Consider the following 23863-nt stretch of genomic DNA (forward strand, 5'->3'; position numbering starts at 1 on the left):
AACCTTAATGTTTGGATCGGATTTATATGTAGCCCTAGTGCTGGGAGTAACGCTTAGCCTTATATTTTCAGAAAAAACGGGTGTCGTACCCGCAGGACTTATTGTGCCAGGTTATTTGGCATTAGTATTTGATCAATGGGAAATCATGCTGACCATCCTGATCATTAGTGTCGTAACTTATTTTATCGTCACTCACGGCCTTTCAAGATGGGTGATTTTATATGGAAGAAGAAAATTCGCAGCCATGATGGTGACCGGGATTTGCTTGAAACTCCTATTGGACTTCGTCTACCCCGTCATGCCATTTGAAATATTCGAGTTTCGGGGAATCGGTATAATCGTTCCCGGTTTGATAGCGAATACCATTCAAAGACAAGGAATGCCATTGACACTTGGCAGCACGCTTTTATTATCCGGCTTGACTTTCGGATTAATGAACGTGTACTACCTATTCTGAGGTGCAAAAAATGAAACGGACTTTAAATGCAAAAGAAAAAACACTTATCTTTATTAAACGTACGAAGAAAAAGAATCTTAAATACACTGGAATCATACTACCTATATTACTGATCGCTTTAGTCATTACCACTTGGATGGGACGGGCTGAGGAAGTGAAAACAACCGCTTCAAAATCCGAGCAACCATTGACGATGACCATGGTCGGTGATGTAATGATGGGGCGTAATGTTGAAGAAGTGACGGAAAAGTACGGATATGAATACCTTTTCCGTTATATGAAGCCCTATTTTTCCGATTCAGACTATGTCAGTGGGAATTATGAACACCCAGCTTTAAAAGAAGAGGCAGCCAGCTACAAGGAAGCAGATACGCCCATCCATTTAAACTCCAATACTAGTGGTGTTGAAGCCGTTAAAGATGCTGGCTTCTCTGTGATGACTTTGGCCAATAACCATATGAAGGACTTTGAAGAACAGGGACTCCTTGACACGATTGATGAATTCAAAAATGCGGGCATACACTATGTCGGTGTTGGGTCGAACACTGAGGAAGCTAAAGCTAGCATCGACTATGCGGATGTTAATGGCGTTCGTGTCGCAACACTTGGCTTCACAGATGTTTACGGTAAGGATGCCGTGCCAAAACATAATCAAGCCGGCATATTGAACTCCAACCCTGATTTATTATTTGAAATGATCGGAAAAGCCCGGGATGCCAAGCAAGGCAACGCAGACTTGGTTGTCGTGAATATGCACTGGGGGCAAGAGTATACTACATCTGCAACAACTCGTCAAAAAGACTTGGCTAAAGCTATCATCGATGCGGGGGCTGACATCATCATCGGCCATCACCCCCACGTGCTTCAATCGTTTGATGTGTATAAAGATGGAATCATTTTCTACAGCTTAGGAAACTTCATATTCGATCAAGGCTGGACACGCACAAAGGATTCAGCCATGGTCCAATACCATTTAGCGGAAGACGGTAAAGCTACAATCGATGTCGTTCCACTGCAAATTGAAGAAGCCACACCAAGACCAGCTACCTCTTCAATCGACAAATCACGTGTTTACCGTCAGTTGACGAAGGAAACGAGTGAAAAAGCCCAATGGTCGAAAAAAGAGGATCGCATCGAGATTACCTTGGATCACAAGAAGATAATCGACCATAAGGCACAACGTGAGCAAGAAGAAAAAGCAGCGAAAGCAGCAATGGAAAAGAAAGCTGTACAAGAGAAAAAAGCAGCACAAGTTAAACAACAGGACATACAACCCATTCAGTAAAGAACGCTTTGTTACTACTACGTGAAGAAAAAAGACACACAACTTAGAAACTCAACGAAAAGGGGGATCAACCGATGATTAACCGTATGACGAGAAAAGTGATTATATCCCTTAGCATGCTCATATATATTGCTGGATGTTCGAAGACACCCCCTATTTCTGACACGAATGAACCGATAGATAGTAAAAACGCTCAATCATATGGGGTCAGTTCTTCAAACCCAATCGCAATAGATGTCGGGATGGATATATTGGAAAACGGCGGAACGGCGGCGGATGCTGCCATTGCCGTATCTTATGTATTAGGTGTAGTTGAACCTTATGGATCTGGCGTGGGTGGCGGTGGCGGTATGCTGATTGCCCCGGAATCCGGCGATCCCAATTTTATCGATTATCGTGAATCCTCTCCAGAAGACACGAGTTCAAGACACGATACAGGGATTCCAGGCTTAGTGGCCGGCATGCAGGTTATAAGTGATAAGTATGGGAGCGTACCAATGGCAGATCTTCTTCAGCCAGCGATAGAGTTGGCTGAAGGCGGATTTGAAGTCGACGAATCGTTATCATCACGCTTAGAAGCAGCTCAGCCAAGGATATCTTCCGATGCGACTTCACCTTTTTATCCTGATGGTGATGCCATTGAACCAGGCAAAACCCTCGTCCAAGAAAGACTTGCTGAAACATTGAAGCAGATTCAAAAGGATGGTCCTGATGGTTTTTATAAAGGGGAAATTGCGCGAGATATTAAAAGAGAATCAGATATCGACTTGATGGATTTAAAGCGCTATGAGGTTAAAGAACATAAGCCGGTCCAAGGAACATTTGCCGGTTATGATGTTTTTACCGCCCCTCCACCCTTTTCAGGAATCACAGTTCTTGAAATGTTAAAACTAGCCGAGGAAATGAACCTAGGTGATTCTTCAAGCAAATCAGCTTATATGAAAGTCTTGGGAGGCATCACAGATACTGCTTATCAAGATCGGTCCGACCACATTGGAGATGGAATAAGTCACTCTAAGGCGGAAAAATTGCTCTCCCCCATTCACTTGGATAATCTTAAAAGTAAGATCAAAAGTGAAAAATGGGAAGATAAAGAATCGAATGGCTCCGAAGAACATGAGAGTACGACACACTTTGTGATCATGGACAAGTATGGCACTGTCGTTTCCACAACAAATACGCTCAGTAACTTTTTCGGATCTGGTGATTATACGAATGGATTTTTCCTTAACGATCAATTGAAAAATTTTGGGTCCGACTTGAATTCCCAAGAGGCCTATAAACGGTCTAGAACGTTCACGGCACCAACCATTCTCAAGAAACCAGGGCAGGAATCGATTGGGATCGGCTCACCAGGCGGTGATAGGATTCCGCAAATATTGATGCAGGTCCTTTATTCTTATACAGAGAATGAAGGCTCATTTCAGGATATCGTCGACCGTAATCGGTTCGTCTTTGATGGAAAGAAGATTTATACGGAATCCAGGCTTCCGGATGAAATGATATCCAACTTGGAAGATTCAGGATATGAAGTCATCCAGAAGATTTCCCCCATGTATTATGGCGGGGTTCAAGTTCTCGTTAAAAACGAGAAAAATGGACGATTATCCGGAGCTGGGGATAAAAGAAGAAATGGAAGCTGGAAAGCTCAGCAATAAAAGTGCAATCCAGCCCCTCCTTTTCTAAATATCATATGAATTTTATCGATGTATAAGGGGATTTTGAATATGAATATCGTAAAAAAAATAACAAGCTGGGTTATACCTGTTCTTCTTGTAGCAGCCCTGCTTGTGACCATGAATACGTTTAAACGGACAGAAACTTTAACACCCGACGAGCAAAAGAAAATAGAACAATATACGACTGTCGAAGAATAAAAAAGCTGGGGCATCCCCGCTTTTTTTATTTTTGCCGTCAACGGTATGGAAGATTAAATACACTAGAGATATGGAGGATAACCATGATTGAAAATAACTATACTGATTTTTTTGAACTGCAGCAAAATGAACAAGAAGACCTCGATTACCGCATCATCGTTCATCACAGGAATCCTGATATTGCAGTTCTAGCCATACATGGCGGGAACATCGAACCGGGAACCAGCGAGATTGCAGCCGCACTTGGAGAGAAACTTTGTGCAAGCACCTATCTATTCGAAGGACTTAAACCAAGGGGCAACCAGGTCCTCCATATAACATCCCGCTTGTTCAATGAACCGATCGGCGTTTCAATGGCAGCGAACGCACAGACCACCCTTTCCATCCATGGCCACTACGACGTACATAATGCGCTGGTTTACATTGGCGGAAGGAACGAACCCTATAAGAACCTTATTCAGCAATACCTCAACAAAGCTGGATTTCAAACTGATCATGCACCGCAGCACCTTTCAGGCATGAAAGGAAACAACATCACCAACACATCCAAAACGGGTGCAGGCGTGCAATTGGAACTTTCCACAAAGCTTAGAAAAAGCTTTTTCAAAGGTGATGACTTTACTAGTAAGAACAGGGTCAATCACTGTGATCTTTTTAAACGGTTCGTTACTGCCATTGAAAAAGCGACTCTAGCATATAAAGAGATTGAATGATCTTTTTAGTCGATGAGGCTTTCAACTTGACCGAAGCTTTCGAATTTCTCGGCAAAATAACCTGACGAAAGATTGGAGATATGAACGCCGGTGTTTTCCGTTGTATTGAGAAAACGGCCATCACCTAGATAAATACCTACATGGGTCACACCTAGCCTAGTTCCTGTATCCCTAAAAAATACTAAATCCCCTGCCTTTGGATTTTCGATTTTGGGCACCAATGAGAAGTAATCCGCTGCGGAATCTCGTTTTACTGATAGGCCCTGCTCCTTCATGACCCAATAAATGAATCCGCTGCAGTCCATTCCGATCATCGGATCTTCTCCCCCGAAAACATAAGTGAATCCGCGTAAAGTATATGCATACTTGATGACATCATATGCTTTATCATAGGCAGCCTCCTGGTTTACATAAAACGGATATAACGGGTTGCTGTATAGTTGAAGATACTGCCCTTTCATCAACTCATCAGTTCTTAACGCGTTACGGCTTTTGATCGTACTCATGGAAATGCTGTAATGCTCCGATATACTATTAAGCGTTTCTCCCGCTTGGACGATATGCTCCCCTTTAGGCGTGTATGTTTTGTACGCCACTTGGTATTTTGCAAAGTAATCTTCTGTAGTGGATCTCACCTGAACCGTTTCTGCACCATATCCAGAATTGACAAATTGGTTTTCGCCGACATAAATACCCGCAGTCACGACTTTTAAGCTGTCTTTTTCCAGAAAGAATATAATATCCCCAGTTTTCGGAGTGGCTGTATCCATCCCTTGCTTATAAAAACCATCTACTGTCAAACGGTCGACCGGCACATTTTGCTGGGAAAGCACCCAATGAATCAATCCGCTCGAATCAAACCCTTTTTCAGGCTTCTCTTCTCCAGCTGTCTTTTTAAACCCTATAAAGGATTTCGCATAGTTCGCTACTTGTTTTCCTCTCTCCGACCATTGATAGATGGAAGGAGTATAATCCGTTAGAATGATCGTCAACTTTTGGCCCACAAATAACTTATCATCCGGTAAACCATTCGATTTCATTAATTGCTCCGCCGATATATCATAAGTGTCGGCAATCGATTCTACCGTTTCGCCAGAAATCACAGTATGCACACGATCTGCCGCCTCGGCCTTGAAACCAGGTAAAAAAGTGAAAATAACCATGAATACCAATGTAAGTACTATAACGTTTAATTTCCCTTTAAACATTTAAACCCTTCCTTTATACGCTCGAATATTTTAAAATTTACGATTTTCCAATAAATACTCCATTATAAGAAGCTGAACCAGTTCTATATAAACCTTTTACCCTATCATCAATCTATGGAAATATACCTTAATGCTCACCACGAGTGTATTATCGGCGAATAAACCGATACCTTTAGCCTATTAATTGACCATCGTTTATCAAACGACCTAAAAACAAACCATAATACCCACTGTTTGCATTTATCCTTTAAATGTAAGGTTATGGAGATAGAAAAAGGTTCATAGTGGATATACTTTTGGAAATCGAAGATTCAAAGAAGATCATGGGACAGCGCAATTTATTCATTTATTAATCGTGCAATCATATGGGTAAAGTTACATTGGAAACATCTAAAGATAAGAATGTTATCGGTTTTTTTCTCGGTCATGATAAAGTTGTACATATACGGGTGCCTATGAAGAGCCTAACCATATTGGAGTGAACATCTTGATAAAAATGACAGAGAAAGCCCAGCAGGCTATTAAAGATATGCAACATAGTTTGGGAGGGGAAACGTATGTGAGGTTTGGCATAAACAGACCTTGCTGTAACCAGATGAACTACACATTAAGTTTGGCAATCTCTAAAAAGGATCACGAGGAAATACTGATTTTACATGATATAAAAATGTTGATAGATCCATCGGACTCCCATTTTACAAATCAAACGGAAATTGATTACGAAGGCGATGGATTTTTGATCAGGAACCCGAATCCATTGGTATCACCCATCATCTAGCAAAAGTAAACAAGGGGAAAGCTTAAATGGCCTTCCCCACATTTCTATGAATCTATGGCATATACACCGCTTTAATATGTTATTGGTATGACTCTCCTTGTCATGACAAACCCAAAAACAGTCCGCTTTTTGGGTCTTGAGCCATTGGACCCTACATGTCCGATTCCTATATATTATTCCCCTTCGTAAAAAAAGCATGGATACTTGACCAGTCCCTCTAAATTGTACTTTTGTATTTCTAGTGATTTTATCCACTAAAGAGAAATGCAACGTTCAGCGAATCAGGGTTAAGTGCCTGCAGAATGATAAAATGGCCATACAACAAAAAAGGGGAAACCAATTTAGTGGCCTCCCCTTTTGCCGCGCTTATGTTATCCCCTAGTTCTTTACCTGGAATTCCCCCAGCGTATGCTCCAAATCATTTATTAACTGTGTAAGCTGCGAAAAACAGAATGAATGTAATTAAACATGAAATGCATGCCAGTGAAAATGATCCGAGAAAATGAAGTACATTTTAAACGTGATTGGAACGTAGGGCACTCACTTTCCGCGGGAGTCTCGCATACCCTTTCCAATCAACTTTGTTTTTCTTTTAAATTGAAGAAATTTGCGACACTCCTGCCTAATAACTGGCTAGCCGCTTGCGGCGAGGAGGCTTGGCAGACAATCGGCGAAAGGGAGCGGATTTCTGAAAACAATTGAAACGTTTTCCAAATGAAAAAATGCAGTCAATCTCGATTTCATCGAGTTTGACTGCATTCTGGGACCAACAATAGAATATGCCGGTCTTTTGAACTCGAAGCTGATCATTTCCGTGAGAAGGAAAGGTGATAACTCCTTTTACTTTTTATCCGGCTTGGTGAATTGCTGACCAATTGCACCTATTATTAAAATGATGATCGAAATGAGACTGTAGTCCTTAAAAAAAGTCGTGAATGGGATGTCCAGAAATAAAAACACCACCGTAACCAGTCGCCCTATTAGCAGAATCATTCCGATAACTACCATCCAATTAAATAATTTCCCCAAAAAATTCATCTTTTCCCCCTTACCGGTCTAATGTTGACTTTCATGCAGATTCCACCTCGATCCGCTAATTACCTTTCCACAAGAGCACTGCCAACTATCTAATAACCTTTTATATTCACAACATCCCATTAAGACAAGTCCTTTTCAGCTAACCCTCTAATACCGCTGTCCTTCATCCTGACTAGGCATTCTGTGTACCCTTTACTCGGAGGAATCTTTCGTAATCGGTTTTCCAGCTTCGATCAACACTTTGCTTCCCAGTAAGAAAAAACCTTGAATGAACAACAATAAACCAGTTCCTATAAGCAGCCATTCAATTTTAATGATATCGGATACCGGTCCGAATACAAGCATGCCCAGCGGCATCATCGAAGTCGAGATCATCCCTAAAACACCGAAAACCCTCCCGAGAAGATCCTCCTCGACTTTCTCCTGTAATAAGACCATGGACGGCGTATTAAAGATGGGCATCGCCAATCCGACTACTCCCATGATGATTAAGTAAATCCAGAAAACGGGGATGATTCCAAGCGCGAATGTACAGGCCCGTGATTATAAGGCTCGCAAGTGTCATCGTATGGATCTTATTTTTAAAGCCTCCCCAGGAAGCCATGAAAATCCCGCCTATCATCATACCGATGGCAAAGGTGATTTCTATCGCAGTCAACCGCCAAACATCATTCCCGAAAGAGCGTGTGACCTGTAGCGGTGTAAGAAATGCAACAGGTGCGGCTAGCACAAAGAAAAATGCGAAAAAAACAAAGAACTTCTTAAGAAAGTCGTGATTTCTGATATAACTGAATCCTTCTTTCAAATCGGTGAAATAGCTGGTTGTTTGCTTTTTTAATGCCTTCGCATGGGCTGGAATTTTCAAAAATGCCAGTAATGTGAAGATGGCAATTGCAGCAGTGATCACATCTATGAAGAAAATGGTTTCGATTGAAGCCATCGTAAGCAGCGCTCCGCTCACCATGGGGGATACGAGCATCACGAGCGCTTGAATGCTTCCATTTGTCCCGTTCACCTTAGTAAGCTTATCCTCCGGCACAAGCTGCGGAAGAATGGCCCCGACAGCCGGAGTTTGGATTCCAGTTCCGATTGCGCGGACGGCTGACATGACGAAAAGCAGCCAAAGCTCATCGTATCCGATTAAAAACAAGATGGCCAATATCAGGGTTGAAAAGGCAATCAATGAATCCGAAAGTATGATTAGCATCTTCCGATTGTAGCGATCCGCCCATACCCCCGCGATTGGCGATAGTATAAAGGTAGGCACGAAACCACAAACGATGGATATCGTCATCATGACACCCGACTGTGTATTCAATGTGATATACCACATGATGGCATACTGAACCAAGGACGATCCAAAGAGCGATATGGTCTGACTGCCTAGAAAGAGAATGATATTCTTTTTCCACTTTTCCTTTACTTGTTCATTTAATGATTCCATCTTACAAACACCCCATTCTATTTTTAATAATGCCCCAAAAAAAACACAGGCTATCTGCCTGTGTTTAGAGTAAATGGATAAAAACCTATCTAACGGAAACCTGAGAGGAACTGATCATCACGGAAAACAATAATCCCTCACTGGCCTTCGGTTTGGTCAATTAATTGGAGAAATGACACGAATCCAAAATAACCTGTCTTGGATAAGTGGAGTTTCTCCCCTTAATATCCTTTTCTATTTTTTAAAAACCAGCTTGAATAGCGAAAGCCCTTGATCCACAAAGGTTTTATGCTTCAGCTGGACAGCAAAAAAAGAGGATAGAATCGTTCCAACTTTTTTCACAAATCGTAAAATGAGGTTTCCTTAAAAATAGACAGACCATTCCCATTTACCCTGCGGACATGCAGAGCCCTTGAACGTATTCAATTAACGGTTCAAAGATAGGAAACGCAGTCTGATAAATGTCACAAGGAAAACCCCATTTCTTAAAAGTTAAAATAATATTAACATGTCACCAACTGGAATAACAATAAAAAACTTCCTTCATCACAGAAGCATCACTTCGGTTTAAGGCCGTCTTATGTAACCAACTGCATGTCATTCATCCACCAATACGTTTAACGGCGACGATATATTCCTTATGCCATTTTTCCCATTCATCCATTGGAAAGTCCTGATATTGACCATCCAGTAAATCACTTAACATATCGAGGCAAACATGCCAGCCTGCCAAATCTTTTGATGTATGATCATTAACCGGCGTGATGGATTCTTTCAATACTAATGAGCATCCATCCTTTTCAGGGGATACCTCGAAACGAACCCAGCCTTCCCCCCATTCAAAATCTAAAACGGCAGATTCCCGAAAATCCCTTATCTTCATATCAAAAGATTCCCCTGACCCATTATTGAAATTGAATTTTATCGTCCCGTCTTTTCGAAGGTCCTTCATTTCCAGGTTGGACATCCACTTTTCCACCTTATCATTCTCCGTTAAAGCACCCCATACCTTTTCCACCGAATGATGGAGCTGGCGATCGAATCTTGCGATGATTCCTTTACCTTCTTTTTCGATTACTGCTTGCACGTAGATTCCCCCATTCAATTTCGTTACCCAATCATATTTTTATAATAAAAAATGGTCGGATGGAATTCACCATTTGCAGATTTCGCAAAATCAGGAATGCTTCCTGCCTGAATATATCCCAATGAATTATACATGAAATTAGAAGGATCCCCTTCTCTTGTATCAAGGACCAATAATCTCCGACCCTCTTGCTTGGCTCTCTCCTCAGCCTGGTGCATGAGTGAACGGCCTATACCTTTTCGCCTATGACCAGTATGCGTCATTAATTTTGCGATTTCCGCCCGATGGCCGCCGTTCCGCTTTGTACATAAATGTAACTGTACACTCCCGACAATCTTCCCATGTAATTTAGCGACAAATAGAATCACATCAGGATTAATGACACTCTTCCAATAGTCAATGGCCTCGGACCGTTTCATGGGAGGCAAAAAACCAATCGACGCGCCATCTTCCACAACTTGCATCAAAAGGTCCGAAAGCTCATTAAGATGGTGCCCGATCGATGTTAATTGTTCGACTTTCACATCAGAACTCACAGTATTCACCTCACTTTCAGGAGATACAATATATATTCACCATCCCTGGCGCTTTGATAAAGAAGTAATATGAGCAAGATGATGGCGTCCATGCCATGCATAAATGCCTATATTTTCACCGACCGTCACCTCTCCCGAATCAGGATGGATGAATGTTCGGCTCAGGTCGTCTGCATGAAGACCCGATAAAAGTTTGCACATTCGGATATGTACGGCTTCGAGCAGTGATAGAGAAATTTCAATCGGCAAATCATAATCAGACATCTCTGCCCATTGCCCCTCTTCGTACGGCTTTATGACCGGACTTTCTTCCGTAAGGGCCAATTTAAAGCGAATATACGCATTCATATGACTATCAGCAACATGATGCACCACTTGGCGGACCGTCCATCCTCCAGGTCGATAAGCCGTATCAAGCTGTTCATCATCCATGTTACCCACTGTCTCCCGCAGCATCCCTGGCAAAGCTCAATCTCCCTGATCCATCCCTCGGCCACAAGATTAGTAATTTCCCCGTCAAACTGAAACTTTCCTATCGGGTATCTTAAATCCATCTTCATTCCCCCTTGATGTTCGATAAAAATAGCATCCAGTATATATTCTTTATCGATTGAGACAAACCCTTTTTACCGGCAATTCTTGGCTTTGCAATCCTGTTTTCATTGATCCTCAGGAATATTAATCCACATCATTAGCATGTATACTATTTCCACATTTAGCAACCATAACAAAAGACTGTCATATGCATCAATCCAATCTTTAAACATGGAAATGGGGATAGGATCATCTTGAAAAAAATAAGTTCGATACAAACCCTTAGCATCTTCTTTTTGTCAATCGGCCTTCTTAATCACGTTATTTTGATCCCTTTCCTCCTATCCACCGGCGGAAGGGATGCTTGGTTTTTTTCCATCCTTACTATTGGAATGATACCGATTTGGGTCTACATATTATCGAGGATAATCAAGAATATGAATAATCAATCCCTGACGGATTGGCTTGAAAATAGATTTGGGAAACCTATTAAAAATATCGCTTTATTCTTTATAGTGATTTATCTGATCAGCCTTGTATTGGCAACAACCAAGGAAACGATTGATTGGATCACTACAAGCTTTCTTTTTGAGACACCAAGTTTAGCCATTATCATTCCGTTTACACTTCTTTGCATCTTCCTTGCCCATTCAGGTATGCGCTCCATCGCCATTTGCTCTTCTGTATTATTGCCAATAGTCGTCATTCTTGGCATTTTCGTTGCGACCGGAAATATACCGACAAAAGACTACAGCCACCTCTTTCCCCTTTTCGAGAATGGCTATTTTCATGGCGTTAAAACCTTTCAATATACTGGTTATGGCCTTGCCGAACTGATATTAATCGCTTTTTTTCAGGAAAAACTTTCGGATACGCTCAATCTAAAGGTACTAGCATTGTTATGCCTCGGATTAGTGTTTTTACTTCTTGGCCCATTAACAGCTGCAATTGCTGAATTCGGACCGACCCTAGCCAAAGCCATGAGATACCCCGCCTATGAACAGTGGCGGCTGCTGACAATTGGAAAATATATCGAACATACAGATTTCTTTTCCATTTATCAATGGCTTGCAGGAGCCTATATCCGTGTTTCACTGGCGTTATTCTTAATAACGGAAGTCTTTAAAGGAAAAACTAATAATATGAAGCTCGGAATCCTTTTCGCTGTAGGCTTTCTCATGGTAGTCATCTCCATCGTACCCTACAGTAATTTCAAGTTCTTGCATGTAAGTCAGACATTCTACTATCCTGGCGCTTTTTATTTCCTGTTACTTTTGTCCACCTTTTTGTTTATCGGCACTTTCATCAGTTCTAAGGAGGGTAAACGACATGCGAATGAAACGATCCAAAAATGAACCACACCCGCCTGAATTAAGGGAGGAGACATTTCGGGAGTTATTCAGTTCAAGCTCAGATATTATGTTTGACACGATTTATATCGGAGAAACCGAAAGACCCGTTCCTGTCCTTATTTTTTATTGCTCGGGTATGGCCGATATCAGTTTACTTAACGAGGGGATTTTGGAAAAGTTAAACAAAATGATGGAATTGGATGAGAGAATCGATGCTGAAGAAGCAATCAACAAATTAAAACCCTTGATAGATCTGAGGAAAGTAACCATTGATAGTGAATTCAATAGCGTCCAACAGCTGATTTTCTCCGGGAATGCCTTATTATTCATACCATCAACCCAAGATTTATTTTCAATAAATTTGTCAAATGTACCGAACCGGCAGCCTGAGGAGTCTTCCTTCGAGGTCTCGGTAAGAGGTCCAAGAGATGGATTTGTCGAGGACATATCCCTCAATACAGCTCTAATCAGAAAGCGGCTAAAAACCAAATCGCTTGCCTATGAAGACTTTATCGTCGGCAGGCGCAGTCAAACGAAAGTCGCACTGATGTACATGGATGACATCATCAATAAGGAACTGGTTAAAAATGCAAGGTCGAAAATTAATAACATTGATATTGATATATTGGTAAGCAGTCAACAATTGGAGGAGTTGATCTCGAACAGTAAATATAGTATATTTCCACTCACTCATTATACGAGTCGCCCTGATTTTGTAGTGGAAGCACTCAATCAAGGAAGATTCATTCTAATCGTGGACGGGATGCCAACCATAATCGTGGCTCCTTCTACATTACTATTGCAAATAAAAACCGCGGAAGATTCGAATCTCCCTTATCTATTTGTAAGCCTTGAGAGACTTCTTCGTTTTTTGGGGATTGGAATAACGATTTTATTGCCGGGGTTTTGGATATCCATTTCCGCTTTCAATATTGAACAAGTGCCGTTTCCGTTACTAGCCACCATTACCCTTTCTAGGCTAGGGCTCCCCTTATCTGCCACCATGGAATTCATTCTCATGCTCATTTTATTTGAATTATTCCGTGAATCCGGAGTCAGGTTACCTAAAGCGGTTGGACAGACAGTTGCAGTTGTAGGTGGTCTCATTGTCGGTGATGCCGCAATAAGAGCAGGGCTGACCTCACAAACCATGCTTGTGGTAACAGCAGTGACCTCTGTCGCATCCTATACCCTTGTAAACCAGTCTTTAACAGGCGCCGTAACGATTTTGCGTATGTTTGTGTTGTTACTTAGCTGCATTTATGGAATCTACGGCTTGATAATCGGTTTCCTTTCCATTGTCACTTTACTATCCAGGCTTGATTCATTCGGGGTTTCATATATTGGCGGAATGAACCCACCAAAATTCACAAAAATCCTGGATTCATTCATAAAGAGGCCATGGAATTCCATAAGCAAACGATCCTTGGCAGCAGATGATAAGACCAGAAAGGGGCAGTAAGGCATGTTCCGCATCTGTAAAATTTGGTTGACCCTACCTTTAATCCTTTTACTTTCAGGCTGTTGGGATGAAAAAACGATCCAGGACTTTCATTATATAACGGCCATCGGGATTGATTTCAAAGATGGGGAATACATTGTTTATACGCAACTTGTAGACTTCGCTGCGGTAGCTAAAACGGAGGCGAAGCCTACGCAAAATCCTCCCGTATATGTAGGGAAACAAAAAGGCGGTTCCATCTCAATCGCCATTAATAAACTAATGCGCGATACTCAACAGTCTCTTTATATAGGCCATGTTTCTACATTTGTCATCAGTGAAAATGTTTTGAAGCAGCAAAGCACAGAAATTGTGGATTATATATACAGAAACCAATTACTTAGGTACTCAGCCAATATCTTTGGCACAAAAAGTTCCATGGATGAGCTCTTCTCCATTAATGGTTATTTTAATTTGTCGCCTTTATACACAACATTATATTTACCAGAGGATGTCTATCGGAGCAGATCATACATCGAACCCATTACGGTCCAAAGGTATTATTCTAACCAGAGGGAAAAAGCATCTACAACCATCTTACCCTCCATATCCTGGAACGATAAAGTTTGGAAAGAAAAAGATAAAAATCGAAAGAGCCTCTATATGGATGGTGCATTTGTCATTTACTATAAAGTGTCCCAACCCTGGTTCTCTGAAAAGGAACTGAGCGGTGTACGCTGGCTCACCAAAAGGACCAACAAAACTCCCGTAAACATTATCATGAATAAGCAAGACATCTATGCATCGTTCTCCCATCCACACCATAAAATAAAACCTGTTCTCAAGGATGGAAAGTACAAATTCGATATTGAAGTTGACGTATCAGGTAGAATACTTGGGCTTGATACCCAAATGGATATCGATAAAATAAAACGAAAATTCGAAAGTCAAATAAAAAAAGAAATCCAAGCAACCTTCCAAACCGGAATTCAAAAGAACGCAGACCCACTTAGCTTAGGCAAGATCCTTTATATCAAAGAGACAAAATACTGGCAAGAAAATCATATTAAAGAACCGACTGATTTCCTGGATAAGGATTCGATACATGATATAAACGTAAAGGTACATATCCTTAACACAGGCGGTTTAGAAGCTAAACCACTGCAGTAAGGAAAAAAAGGATTGGTGATTGAAAGCCTGTTTATTTGTAAATGCTCAATTCACGAGTAAATCGACCAAACTCACGAGTATTTGCTCTCAATTCACGAGTAAATCAACCAAACTTACGAGTATTTGCTATAAACTCACGAGTAACGCTTATATCTCATGAGTTTGCTGCTCATTCAAACGAGTAAATGCTCAATTCACGAGTAAATCAACCAAACTTACGAGTATTTGTTCCAATTTCACGAGTAAATGCTCATAGCTCATGAGTTTGCTGCTTAATTCTAAGTGTAATGCTCAATTCACGAGTAAGTCGAACAAACTCACGAGTATTTGCTCTCAATTCGCGAGTAAATCAACCAAACATACGAGTATTTGCTATAAACTCACGAGTAACGCTTATATCTCATGAGTTTGCTGCTCATTCAAACGAGTAAATGCTCAATTCACGAGTAAATCAACCAAACTTACGAGTATTTGTTCCAATTTCACGAGTAAATGCTCATAGCTCATGAGTTTGCTGCTTAATTCTAAGTGTAATGCTCAATTCACGAGTAAGTCGAACAAACTCACGAGTATTTGCTCTCAATTCGCGAGTAAATCAACCAAACATACGAGTATTTGCTATAAATTCACGAGTAAATGCTCATATCTCATGAGTTTGCTGCTTAATTCTAAGAGTACTGCTCATTTCACGAGTAAATTGACTATATTCACGAGTATTTGCTCCAATTTCACGAGTAAATCAACCAAACTTACGAGTAACGCTTATACCTCATGAGTTTGCTGCTCATTCAAACGAGTAAATGCTCAATTCGCGAGTAAATCAACCAAACTTACGAGTATTTGCTATAAATTCACGAGTAAATGCTCATATCTCATGGGTTTGCTGCTTAATTCTAAGAGTACTGCTCATTTCACGAGTAAATTGACTATATTCACGAGTATTTGTTCCAAATTCACGAGTAAATCAACCAAATTCACGAGTATTTGCTCCAATTTCACGAGTAAATGCTCATAGCTCATGAGTTTGCTGCTTAATTCTAAGAGTACTGCTCATTTCACGAGTAAATTGACTATATTCACGAGTATTTGTTCCAAATTCACGAGTAAATCAACCAAATTCACGAGTATTTGCTCCAATTTCACGAGTAAATCAACCAAACTTACGAGTAACGCTTATACCTCATGAGTTTGCTGCTCATTCAAACGAGTAAATGCTCAATTCACGAGTAAATCAACCAAACTCACGAGTATTTGCTCCAATCTCACGAGTAAATCAACCAAACTTACGAGTATTTGCTCCAATTTCACGAGTAAATCAACCAAACTTACGAGTATTTGCTATAAATTCACGAGTAACGCTTATATCCCCCAAGTTTACTGCTCGAGTTGTGTTTAAAAGCCCTCTTAATTATAAAAAAATTCAGGATGGATCCTTTTAGAGGCTCCATCCTGAATGTTGGCGCTAAAATTGGGTTCTGAATATATCATTAAACAGAAACAAATGGTAAATTAAGAGTATTCTAAAAATGGGGGTTTCCAAATATGAGCATTCAGAAAGCGACATTACTTGAACTCGAATCTCTGACAGAACTTTTTGATTTATACAGAGTGTTTTATGAGCAAACATCTGATCCTGATCGTGCAAGGGAATTTTTAAGAGAAAGGCTGACGAATGGAGAGTCTGTCGTTTTTATGGCCTTTGATGAAGGGAATCCTATTGGTTTTGTGCAATTATATCCTTCTTTTTCATCTGTGAGTATGATGCGTTCATGGATATTGAATGATTTATTCGTGAAGGAGTCCGCCCGCAAAAAGGGATTTGGCGAGGAGTTGTTGAACGCAGCCATCGCTTTTGCTCGGGAAACAGGTGCCAAAGGGGTTTCGCTCGAGACAGGTAAAGATAATGTAAAAGCACAAAAACTTTACGAAAGAATTGGTTTCGTCCGTGAATCGAACCATTTTTATCATTTCGCCATTTAATTAAAAAAGGTGTAGGGAAAATTTTCTTTTCCCTACACTCCGGATGATTTTATTAAACAGTTTCCATGCTGGCTTGAATTTCTTTAATTAGAAGTTCGGCACCTTCAGGGCTAAGTATTAATTTTCCGGCAGCAAGTTTCATATTGTCATCTGACACTTCACCTGTTACCTGACAAGTCATGTTCGGTTTATATTTTTGAAGAATGATGCGCTCTTGTTCTACATAGATCTCCAAGGCGTCTTTCTCATTAATTCCTAATGTACGGCGTAATTCAATTGGAATGACTACCCGTCCTAATTCGTCAACTTTACGTACAATACCTGTAGATTTCATTTAATTTACCCCACTATTTTTCTTTCGAATGTTGCATCTATATATTTCGTCACCATTCGACATTATTTGCACTTCTATAAAGATACCACTCCCTACCATTTTCGTCAATTCTCGTATCCTCATATATTATCTGCCTTTATATGATTTTTATATAACTCCACAGTAAACCCTTTATAAAACGCGTCATACCGCCGTTTCTTGATTAATTTAATGGTACTTATTGTTAATTTTACTATTAAAATGACAACGTTTCCATTTTATTTTCCACAACCATTCTTTCGATTCCATGTCGAATGATGGAGATGGAATTTCAGTAGTCTAAAAGAATCCAGTTGATTTTCTTTTACATTTGAAGGAAAATTAAAACTGATGGCTTATTATATTTCGAAAATTCGTTCTTCTGCCTTTGACGCAGTTGAACATGAGTGTATTTTAAACTTTTTTAATACTTGGAAAGCCGAATCAATTGCCACACTTCCAGAGTTTGGCTAATTACTGGCTCATAAAACAGATTGAGGTGAGTCAATTGCGTCCGATTATATTAGGTATTTGTTCTGCTTTCTTTTTTGCGTTTACGTTTGTTTTAAATCAGGCCATGGAGTTGTCTGGTGGAAGTTGGATATGGAGTGCTTCGCTGCGTTACATCTTTATGGTGCCTTTCCTGTTGTGTATCGTATTAAGCAGAAAAAACCTGCGTCCCCTTTTACGAGTGATGAAAGAACGGCCGGGGCCTTGGTTGCTTTGGAGTTTTGTCGGATTCGGGTTGTTTTATGCTCCTTTATGCTTTGCTTCCGCCTACTCACCTGGCTGGCTAATCGCCGGCACTTGGCAGATCACGATCATTTCGGGTGCTTTACTTGCCCCGCTATTTTTTGAAAATGTCCAAATGAAAGATGGGCTCGAAAGGCAAAGAGGAAAGGTATCTGTGAAAGGCCTCCTCATGTCGATGATCATTCTGCTTGGGATCATCCTGATGCAATTGGAACACACCAAGCACATTTCAATGGCCAATCTTTGGTTGGGAGTGATTCCCATCGTCATCGCCTCGTTTGCATACCCCTTGGGGAATCGCAAAATGATGGAAGTATCCGAAGGACGTTTAGATGCTTACCAGCGTGTATTGGGAATGACTTTGGCGAGCCTGCCATTCTGGTTCCTGCTTTCATTGTACGGTTTCTTCACAGTAGGGGCACCGACGAAGATGCAGAGTTTCCAATCCCTTTTGGTAGCACTATTTTCAGGTGTCATTGCCACGGTCCTTTTTTTCAAAGCGACCGACTTGGTAAGTGGAAATATGCAGAAATTAGCTTCAGTCGAAGCTACACAGTCGATGGAGGTCCTTTTTGCACTGGCTGGCGAATTACTATTCCTATCTTTACCGATCCCTTCTCCGTTATCGTGGTTCGGCATCTTTGTAGTTATCATAGGAATGATCCTGCATAGCTATGTATCACATAAAAAAGAAGGTCCATCCCGGAAACGGACAGTGAGTGCCTGAATAGCAAGTCAAAAAAAGAACCTAATCTGTACCTTTATTGGTATATATTAGGTTCTTTTTTCCATTGACAGGTGATTATTACTGCGGGTCGATTCTGTTGGAGCGTTCCCTGCTATCGGGCGCTTTACGGGAGGGGTTTGAAACCTTCCTGCGGCAGCATGCCACGCTACGTACCGATCATATATACCTTTTTCTTTTAACTCCAAAACCGCATTGATATAGTTCCTTTTTTCCTTTTCAGAAAGATGTTGTGCATTTTTTCTGATGTTATATTCAGGAGCCATGATTTGCCCTCATTTCTGGTTGGTCATCTAAACTAAAAACCTTGGGATATATTAAGTCATCCATGTTGGAAACGTTACAAGACGAATGCGGATATTAGGCAAATTGGGCATGACTCAAAAAGGTGAATGGATGGATCAAGGGCTTTCGAGTTGACAAAACTTTTACCTTGAGTTAATTCAAAAAGTATGTATAATGAAATGTAAATTGCATAATTCAAATGTTTTCTAGGGTTCCGCAGTATATCCAATTACTGGTCTGGTCCGAGAGAAAACTCACAGCTTGCTGTGTCACGGAAGGATAAAAGCCTGGGAGAAAACTGTTTAACGGTTATCTCTTTGGCTTTTTTTGTTTTTTTGTAAAGAATAAAATTGGAGGTGTTATTTTTCATGAGTGCAAATTGGATTAAAGTTTTCATTGCAGCTTTTTTTGAAGTTTTTTGGGTGATTGGCTTAAAACATGCAGATGATTTTTGGACGTGGACTGGAACGGTCATTTCCATCATCATCAGTTTTTATATGATGATAATGGCTGGCAGGAGGCTCCCTGTCGGAACGGTATATGCCGTTTTTGTAGGTATGGGAACGGCCGGAACCGTTCTTTCCGAAATCCATTTTCTTCGGAGAATCTTTCAAACTGAGCAAAACGCTATTGATCCTCCTATTATTATCAGGGGTAATCGGGTTGAAACTAGTGACTGACGATAAGGTCGAGGAAGGGGATGAATCCTAATGGCTTGGGTCTCTTTAATTTTAGCGGGACTATTCGAAATGTTTGGGGTTGCGATGATAAATAAATTGCATAAAGACCGAAATTGGCAATCCTTGCTGCTGTTATTCATCGGATTTGGAGCAAGTTTTCTATTTCTTGCTTATGCCATGCAAACCTTGCCGATGGGGACGGCTTACGCAATCTGGACAGGGATCGGCGCATCTGGCGGAGCGATTATCGGGATGCTCTTATATGGGGAATCCAAAGATTGGAGAAGGGTCGTTTTTATTGCCATGGTCCTAGGTGCGGCAGTGGGATTAAAACTGGTTTCATAGGTGACCGCCCCCACTGAATTCCCGTTTTATTGCAAACCACCTACCTGCTCCATTGAATTTTTGGTATGATACATGAGTTAAATAAATTAGTGAAGGTGATTTTACTTTGTCTGAAGAAATTCCAGAAGAAAAAAAGGAATATGACACCACAATCATTTATGATTACAATGACCATCCTGACATCGTTAGTGGACGGTGTGACAATTGCGGGAAAGCCCAGTTCGAGAGTTCGGTCAAGGATTATGTATATATTCGTAAATGCAGGGAGTGCGGCATGAAGAAATCGATTTAGTTGTTGGTTTGCCCGGATATATGAATTCATGCTACCCTTCTATATAATAGGCCGCCAATTAGTTGGCGGCCTTCTTGGGCTGGCAATATGCTACCCAATCTTTTAAAGTTGTAGGAGAACGGCAGCCCTATCCCTATATCATCAAGATTTCCCTGATATCCTCTTCTGTAAGTGCAGATGACGACTTTTCATCAGGGTCGATGATTTCTTCAATAAGGTGTCTCTTTTTCTCTTGCAGTTCATTCATTTTTTCTTCGATTGTGCCACGGGCAACAAGTTTGATGACCTGAACCACATTCTTCTGCCCCATTCGATGGGCACGGTCCGCAGCTTGTTCTTCAACTGCGGGATTCCACCAAAGGTCGTATAGAATGACTGTATCGGCCCCCGTAAGATTGAGACCCGTGCCGCCCGCTTTCAATGAAATGAGGAATATATCCCGTTCTCCTGCATTAAACCGATTGCAGATTTCCACACGTTCCTTTGATGGGGTTTGTCCATCCAAGTAGAAAAAGGGCTGTCCTTTAATAGCCAAATCCCTGCCGATAATTTGCAGCATTTTTGTAAATTGCGAGAAAATCAGCACCCGTCTTCCGGAAAGCTTCGATTCCTCAAGAATTTGCATCAGCTGCTCATATTTTGCCGAGCTACCTTTATAACCGTCCACAAACAAGGCGGGGTGACAGCAAATCTGCCGGAGCCGGGTCAGGCCAGCGAGGATCCTGATCCGATTTTTCCGGAGTGTATCCTTGTCCAGGTGTTTCAGTGTATCATGCCGCAGCTTCGCCAGATAAGCGGCGTACAGCTTCTTCTGATCAGGTAGCAGTTCCATCGATTCAAGCGACTCGATTTTTTCCGGAAGTTCCGCAAGCACATCCTCTTTCATTCTCCGCAGCAAAAATGGACGGATCCTACGTGAAATCTTCTTCCTTGAGAGGTTACTATACTCCTTTAACCCCATGAATAGTTCAGGGAATACCACGTGAAAAAGGGACCAGAGCTCTTCTAGTGAATTCTCGATGGGCGTACCGGTCAACGCGAATCGATGGGCCGCTTTTATCTTCTTGGCCGCTCGTGCAGTTTGTGTCCCCGGGTTCTTAAAGGCCTGTGCCTCATCGAAAAACACCGTATGGAATTCCTCTTTTTCAAACAAGGTGATGTCCTTCCGGAGCAATGGATAAGAGGTGATCACTACATCCACGTCCATTACTTCCTTAAGCAGCTTCGACCTTTCCGATTTGTGGCCATCCACGACGACGGCTTGTATTTCAGGAGCGAATTTAGTGAATTCACTCAGCCAATTATAGGTTAATGATGATGGGCAGATAATAAGCGCAGGAACCCTTTTCTTCCTGATGTCAGGCAGCTCCGATAAAATGAACGTGATGCTTTGCAGTGTTTTTCCCAGTCCCATATCATCAGCAAGTATCCCGCCAAAACCGTATTGGGCAAGTATTTTCATCCATTTGTAGCCGTTTTTTTGATAATCGCGCAAGATCGGTCCCAGACTATTTGGGACCTCGAACTCCAAGGCACCCGGATTCGTGATGTTATCCAAAAACTGACGGAATGATTCCTCCATTGTGAATGTCTGACTATCATTCACGGAATCAAGGAGTTGCAGCCCTTTTACGATTGGCATGTTCAGACTGCTTTCCAGGTTTTCATCCTGAACGGGAAGTGCATTCAGAAACCTATTGATTTCCTCGAACTCCCTTGTTTCAAGGGAAAGCAGCGATCCATTCCTTAAACGATAATACTTCCTTTTTTCTTCAAGCGCTGCTAAGACCTCACGAATTTGTTTATCAGGAATCGCATCCATTTCAAATTTGAATTCCAGCCAATCAGTCCGTTCTTTTTTGATTTTCACCCTAATGCGCGGTGCAGCATTCCCACGGGAAATCCGGTTTCTTACAGCGGTCGTGGCATAGATTTGTACCAGCTTTTGAAGTTTCGGAACGATATGGTACAAAAACTCATACTCCAACTCTTCGTTATGCAAGACATAGCCGCCATCAGTCTTGGCAAACAGGCTATCCTCCATAAGCTTTAGTATTTCAGCTTCCTTCTCCACATCCCTTATGAGCATGGAGACTGCCTTGGATTCCTGTTTTTCCAAAGGGTTGATCACGATATTTTCATAGTGGAATTCCAGCCCCGCAAGCAGTCTGTTTTTCACTCGATCCAAGAATAGCTTTGCAACCAGCGGTGTCTTCAAAAACAGTTCGGTGATGGACCTTGCTATACGGACTTCACCTAGTCTTTTCAAACCTGGCACCACTTTGTCAAGGAATAATTCCAGTTGGTCATGATGGATTGGAATTCGATTCATGCCCGAATTCTCCAGCATTTGCTTCAATTCTGAAAGGCGTTGGCAATCCTCGTTTTCGAGCTGAACCAAATTCCCTTCGAATAAAACCATTTTATATGCATTCATGACGATCATCTCATTCAACCCTTTAATATTCAGTTGATAACCTTTTCCCTCGCTTTGGGTAAAGTCAAACTGTAAAGGAAGCGGTCCGCTGGATAAACGAAAACCATTGAATGTATGGCTCCCATGGGATAGCTTTACCAATGGTGCTCTTTCAAGGATGGGGACAAGCCTTTGAAAAGAAGATGGAGGCAGAAGCAATAAGTGTTTGTCCAACGTATATTCAGATTTGTCCACCAATGCGTCAACATAGACTCTTTCATCCGATACTACTGTAATAAGCTCCTGAAGTACGGAATCCATTTCGTTCTGAAAACAATGCAGTTCCGGGTCATATATAAATGCAAGGGACACTTGGGCAGGTTTTCCTTCTTTTACTCGCTTCAGGAATTCCCGGACATTCGCTACATTGAAAGAACCGATTTTCATTTCCATTCCTAACATATATTGATCCGTGCCTATCCTTACAGGTTTACACGTAAATTCTGCATCAATCATCTTTCTTTTTTCAAAGTGGCGCTGATGACCGCTTTTGCGTACAGGCTGATTATTGAAAAGGGTCAGCAAGCCCTCTGACAATTTATCATTGGCTGAAGCATCAGAACGAGGTACATTTATCGTTCCATCTCGCTGATGGTCGTAAACCGACAGCAGGACGGCTGCAATATGCTGGCAATCCCTTTGGAAGGAAGCTAGCGTAGGACAGCTGCATTTCGTCTGAAATCCGCCGACAGCATCCACTTCGATCTTGACATGGAAGTCTTCCTTTCCTTTAACCGTTGCTTCACAACCATCAGGTCGGTAACTTTCAAATGTCACTTTATTGGCACGATGAAAAGCTTCCCCTCTTTTGAAGGAGACGGCCCCGCACATGTCTTTTATGATTTTTTGATTCAACTTGATATCCAAATTGCCGTCCTCCTCCCGAGGTTTTGTTGTTAAGTGATTTTACATTCCTCTGAAAATTAAGCTCATTTTATCATCATACTATGAAATGGGTTTACGGGGTTGTAAAAAAGCAAAAAGACAAACTCCCATATTCGGAGTTCATCTCTATTTCAGCAAGGGGAATTTGCA

Annotated in this window: 21 protein-coding genes, 3 pseudogenes and 1 riboswitch; of the genes and pseudogenes, 15 read left to right on the forward strand and 9 right to left on the reverse strand. The window is 41.3% G+C overall.

Features of this window, described 5'->3' with window-relative positions:
* Nucleotides 1-7 precede the first annotated feature (7 nt).
* The 5 genes from pgsC to ABIE66_RS20790 all read left to right on the forward strand — a co-directional run bounded on the left by pgsC (nucleotide 8) and on the right by ABIE66_RS20790 (nucleotide 4332).
* Nucleotides 8-457 carry a poly-gamma-glutamate biosynthesis protein PgsC gene (gene pgsC, locus ABIE66_RS20770; protein WP_370016127.1) on the forward strand — a complete coding sequence of 150 codons (450 nt, stop codon included), beginning with the start codon at nucleotides 8-10 and terminating at the stop codon, nucleotides 455-457.
* A 10-nt stretch (nucleotides 458-467) separates the two neighbouring features.
* Nucleotides 468-1742, forward strand: a complete 1275-nt coding sequence (locus ABIE66_RS20775; RefSeq protein ID WP_370016128.1) for a CapA family protein — start codon at nucleotides 468-470, stop codon at nucleotides 1740-1742.
* Nucleotides 1743-1816: 74 nt separating this feature from the next.
* Nucleotides 1817-3400 carry a gamma-glutamyltransferase family protein gene (locus ABIE66_RS20780; RefSeq protein WP_370016129.1) on the forward strand — a complete coding sequence of 528 codons (1584 nt, stop codon included), beginning with the start codon at nucleotides 1817-1819 and terminating at the stop codon, nucleotides 3398-3400.
* A gap of 69 nt (nucleotides 3401-3469) precedes the next feature.
* Entirely contained in the window at nucleotides 3470-3619 is a 150-nt protein-coding gene (locus tag ABIE66_RS20785) for a CapE family protein (protein WP_176474433.1), read from the forward strand.
* An 83-nt stretch (nucleotides 3620-3702) separates the two neighbouring features.
* Nucleotides 3703-4332, forward strand: coding sequence for a poly-gamma-glutamate hydrolase family protein (locus ABIE66_RS20790; protein ID WP_370016130.1), 630 nt, complete (start codon nucleotides 3703-3705; stop codon nucleotides 4330-4332).
* Between the two features lie 5 nt (nucleotides 4333-4337).
* Here ABIE66_RS20790 and ABIE66_RS20795 read toward each other — a convergent pair whose 3' ends face one another.
* On the reverse strand, nucleotides 4338-5540 hold the full coding sequence (locus ABIE66_RS20795) for a C40 family peptidase (protein WP_370016131.1): 1203 nt from the start codon (nucleotides 5538-5540) through the stop codon (nucleotides 4338-4340).
* A gap of 496 nt (nucleotides 5541-6036) precedes the next feature.
* Between ABIE66_RS20795 and ABIE66_RS20800 the strand changes: the two genes are divergently transcribed.
* Together ABIE66_RS20800 and ABIE66_RS20805 are read left to right on the forward strand one after the other, a co-directional pair.
* Entirely contained in the window at nucleotides 6037-6318 is a 282-nt protein-coding gene (locus tag ABIE66_RS20800) for a HesB/IscA family protein (protein ID WP_370017089.1), read from the forward strand.
* A gap of 483 nt (nucleotides 6319-6801) precedes the next feature.
* Nucleotides 6802-7020 (forward strand): hypothetical protein, encoded by a 219-nt coding sequence (locus ABIE66_RS20805; protein WP_370016132.1) that lies wholly within the window; start codon nucleotides 6802-6804, stop codon nucleotides 7018-7020.
* A gap of 138 nt (nucleotides 7021-7158) precedes the next feature.
* On the opposite strand, the gene ABIE66_RS20810 is transcribed toward ABIE66_RS20805, so the two are convergent.
* The 5 genes and pseudogenes from ABIE66_RS20810 to ABIE66_RS20830 all read right to left on the reverse strand — a co-directional run bounded on the left by ABIE66_RS20810 (nucleotide 7159) and on the right by ABIE66_RS20830 (nucleotide 10977).
* Nucleotides 7159-7356: a hypothetical protein gene (locus tag ABIE66_RS20810; RefSeq protein WP_289326131.1), complete on the reverse strand. Its 198-nt coding sequence runs from the start codon at nucleotides 7354-7356 to the stop codon at nucleotides 7159-7161.
* Nucleotides 7357-7548: 192 nt separating this feature from the next.
* Nucleotides 7549-8800 (reverse strand): annotated as a pseudogene (locus tag ABIE66_RS20815) (MFS transporter).
* Nucleotides 8801-9401: 601 nt separating this feature from the next.
* Nucleotides 9402-9887 (reverse strand): SRPBCC family protein, encoded by a 486-nt coding sequence (locus tag ABIE66_RS20820; RefSeq protein ID WP_370016133.1) that lies wholly within the window; start codon nucleotides 9885-9887, stop codon nucleotides 9402-9404.
* A gap of 23 nt (nucleotides 9888-9910) precedes the next feature.
* Nucleotides 9911-10423: a GNAT family N-acetyltransferase gene (locus ABIE66_RS20825; RefSeq protein ID WP_370016134.1), complete on the reverse strand. Its 513-nt coding sequence runs from the start codon at nucleotides 10421-10423 to the stop codon at nucleotides 9911-9913.
* Nucleotides 10424-10459: 36 nt separating this feature from the next.
* Nucleotides 10460-10977, reverse strand: a pseudogene (locus ABIE66_RS20830) (YfiT family bacillithiol transferase).
* A 234-nt stretch (nucleotides 10978-11211) separates the two neighbouring features.
* On the opposite strand from ABIE66_RS20830, the gene ABIE66_RS20835 reads away from it, so the two are divergent.
* The 4 genes from ABIE66_RS20835 to ABIE66_RS20850 all read left to right on the forward strand — a co-directional run bounded on the left by ABIE66_RS20835 (nucleotide 11212) and on the right by ABIE66_RS20850 (nucleotide 16900).
* Nucleotides 11212-12312, forward strand: a complete 1101-nt coding sequence (locus ABIE66_RS20835) for an endospore germination permease (protein ID WP_370016135.1) — start codon at nucleotides 11212-11214, stop codon at nucleotides 12310-12312.
* Complete coding sequence (locus tag ABIE66_RS20840; RefSeq protein WP_370016136.1) at nucleotides 12287-13771, forward strand: spore germination protein; 1485 nt, start codon at nucleotides 12287-12289, stop codon at nucleotides 13769-13771. The genes ABIE66_RS20835 and ABIE66_RS20840 overlap by 26 nt, the downstream gene beginning before the upstream one ends.
* Nucleotides 13772-13774: 3 nt before the next feature.
* Nucleotides 13775-14920 (forward strand): Ger(x)C family spore germination protein, encoded by a 1146-nt coding sequence (locus ABIE66_RS20845; protein WP_370016137.1) that lies wholly within the window; start codon nucleotides 13775-13777, stop codon nucleotides 14918-14920.
* A gap of 1542 nt (nucleotides 14921-16462) precedes the next feature.
* On the forward strand, nucleotides 16463-16900 hold the full coding sequence (locus ABIE66_RS20850; RefSeq protein WP_289315228.1) for a GNAT family N-acetyltransferase: 438 nt from the start codon (nucleotides 16463-16465) through the stop codon (nucleotides 16898-16900).
* 52 nt (nucleotides 16901-16952) lie between these two features.
* Here the strand turns inward: ABIE66_RS20850 and ABIE66_RS20855 are convergent, their stop codons facing one another.
* Nucleotides 16953-17234, reverse strand: a complete 282-nt coding sequence (locus ABIE66_RS20855; RefSeq protein ID WP_289315227.1) for a transition state genes transcriptional regulator AbrB — start codon at nucleotides 17232-17234, stop codon at nucleotides 16953-16955.
* A gap of 502 nt (nucleotides 17235-17736) precedes the next feature.
* Here ABIE66_RS20855 and ABIE66_RS20860 point away from each other — a divergent pair.
* Nucleotides 17737-18732: a DMT family transporter gene (locus ABIE66_RS20860; RefSeq protein WP_370017090.1), complete on the forward strand. Its 996-nt coding sequence runs from the start codon at nucleotides 17737-17739 to the stop codon at nucleotides 18730-18732.
* A 47-nt stretch (nucleotides 18733-18779) separates the two neighbouring features.
* On the opposite strand, the gene ABIE66_RS20865 is transcribed toward ABIE66_RS20860, so the two are convergent.
* The gene (locus tag ABIE66_RS20865; protein ID WP_370016138.1) at nucleotides 18780-19016 is read right to left on the reverse strand and encodes a hypothetical protein; all 237 of its coding nucleotides are present in this window, start codon (nucleotides 19014-19016) and stop codon (nucleotides 18780-18782) included.
* A 214-nt stretch (nucleotides 19017-19230) separates the two neighbouring features.
* Nucleotides 19231-19331, forward strand: a riboswitch (guanidine-I (ykkC/yxkD leader).
* Nucleotides 19332-19403: 72 nt separating this feature from the next.
* Here ABIE66_RS20865 and ABIE66_RS20870 point away from each other — a divergent pair.
* From ABIE66_RS20870 to ABIE66_RS20880, 3 genes and pseudogenes are all read left to right on the forward strand, one after another.
* Nucleotides 19404-19746: pseudogene (locus tag ABIE66_RS20870) on the forward strand (DMT family transporter).
* Entirely contained in the window at nucleotides 19746-20060 is a 315-nt protein-coding gene (locus ABIE66_RS20875) for a DMT family transporter (RefSeq protein ID WP_370016139.1), read from the forward strand. Before ABIE66_RS20870 ends, ABIE66_RS20875 begins: the two are co-directional and overlap by 1 nt.
* Before the next feature lie 106 nt (nucleotides 20061-20166).
* On the forward strand, nucleotides 20167-20352 hold the full coding sequence (locus ABIE66_RS20880) for a DUF8096 family protein (RefSeq protein ID WP_289326142.1): 186 nt from the start codon (nucleotides 20167-20169) through the stop codon (nucleotides 20350-20352).
* A 133-nt stretch (nucleotides 20353-20485) separates the two neighbouring features.
* Here the strand turns inward: ABIE66_RS20880 and ABIE66_RS20885 are convergent, their stop codons facing one another.
* Entirely contained in the window at nucleotides 20486-23695 is a 3210-nt protein-coding gene (locus tag ABIE66_RS20885) for a DEAD/DEAH box helicase (RefSeq protein ID WP_370016140.1), read from the reverse strand.
* Between the last annotated feature and the right edge of the window lie 168 nt (nucleotides 23696-23863).

Origin of the sequence: Peribacillus sp. B2I2 (assembly GCF_041261685.1) — a bacterium.
GTDB lineage: Bacteria > Bacillota > Bacilli > Bacillales > DSM-1321 > Peribacillus.

Excerpts from the sequence above, each read along its gene's own strand:
- ABIE66_RS20845 (WP_370016137.1), top strand. The coding sequence starts at position 13,775 with ATGTTCCGCATCTGTAAAATTTGGTTGACCCTACCTTTAATCCTTTTA.
- ABIE66_RS20785 (WP_176474433.1), top strand. The coding sequence starts at position 3,470 with ATGAATATCGTAAAAAAAATAACAAGCTGGGTTATACCTGTTCTTCTT.
- ABIE66_RS20780 (WP_370016129.1), top strand. The coding sequence starts at position 1,817 with ATGATTAACCGTATGACGAGAAAAGTGATTATATCCCTTAGCATGCTC.
- ABIE66_RS20850 (WP_289315228.1), top strand. The coding sequence starts at position 16,463 with ATGAGCATTCAGAAAGCGACATTACTTGAACTCGAATCTCTGACAGAA.
- ABIE66_RS20865 (WP_370016138.1), bottom strand. The coding sequence starts at position 19,016 with ATGGCTCCTGAATATAACATCAGAAAAAATGCACAACATCTTTCTGAA.
- ABIE66_RS20800 (WP_370017089.1), top strand. The coding sequence starts at position 6,037 with ATGACAGAGAAAGCCCAGCAGGCTATTAAAGATATGCAACATAGTTTG.
- pgsC (WP_370016127.1), top strand. The coding sequence starts at position 8 with ATGTTTGGATCGGATTTATATGTAGCCCTAGTGCTGGGAGTAACGCTT.
- ABIE66_RS20795 (WP_370016131.1), bottom strand. The coding sequence starts at position 5,540 with ATGTTTAAAGGGAAATTAAACGTTATAGTACTTACATTGGTATTCATG.
- ABIE66_RS20875 (WP_370016139.1), top strand. The coding sequence starts at position 19,746 with ATGGCTTGGGTCTCTTTAATTTTAGCGGGACTATTCGAAATGTTTGGG.
- ABIE66_RS20775 (WP_370016128.1), top strand. The coding sequence starts at position 468 with ATGAAACGGACTTTAAATGCAAAAGAAAAAACACTTATCTTTATTAAA.
- ABIE66_RS20810 (WP_289326131.1), bottom strand. The coding sequence starts at position 7,356 with ATGAATTTTTTGGGGAAATTATTTAATTGGATGGTAGTTATCGGAATG.
- ABIE66_RS20840 (WP_370016136.1), top strand. The coding sequence starts at position 12,287 with ATGCGAATGAAACGATCCAAAAATGAACCACACCCGCCTGAATTAAGG.
- ABIE66_RS20855 (WP_289315227.1), bottom strand. The coding sequence starts at position 17,234 with ATGAAATCTACAGGTATTGTACGTAAAGTTGACGAATTAGGACGGGTA.
- ABIE66_RS20790 (WP_370016130.1), top strand. The coding sequence starts at position 3,703 with ATGATTGAAAATAACTATACTGATTTTTTTGAACTGCAGCAAAATGAA.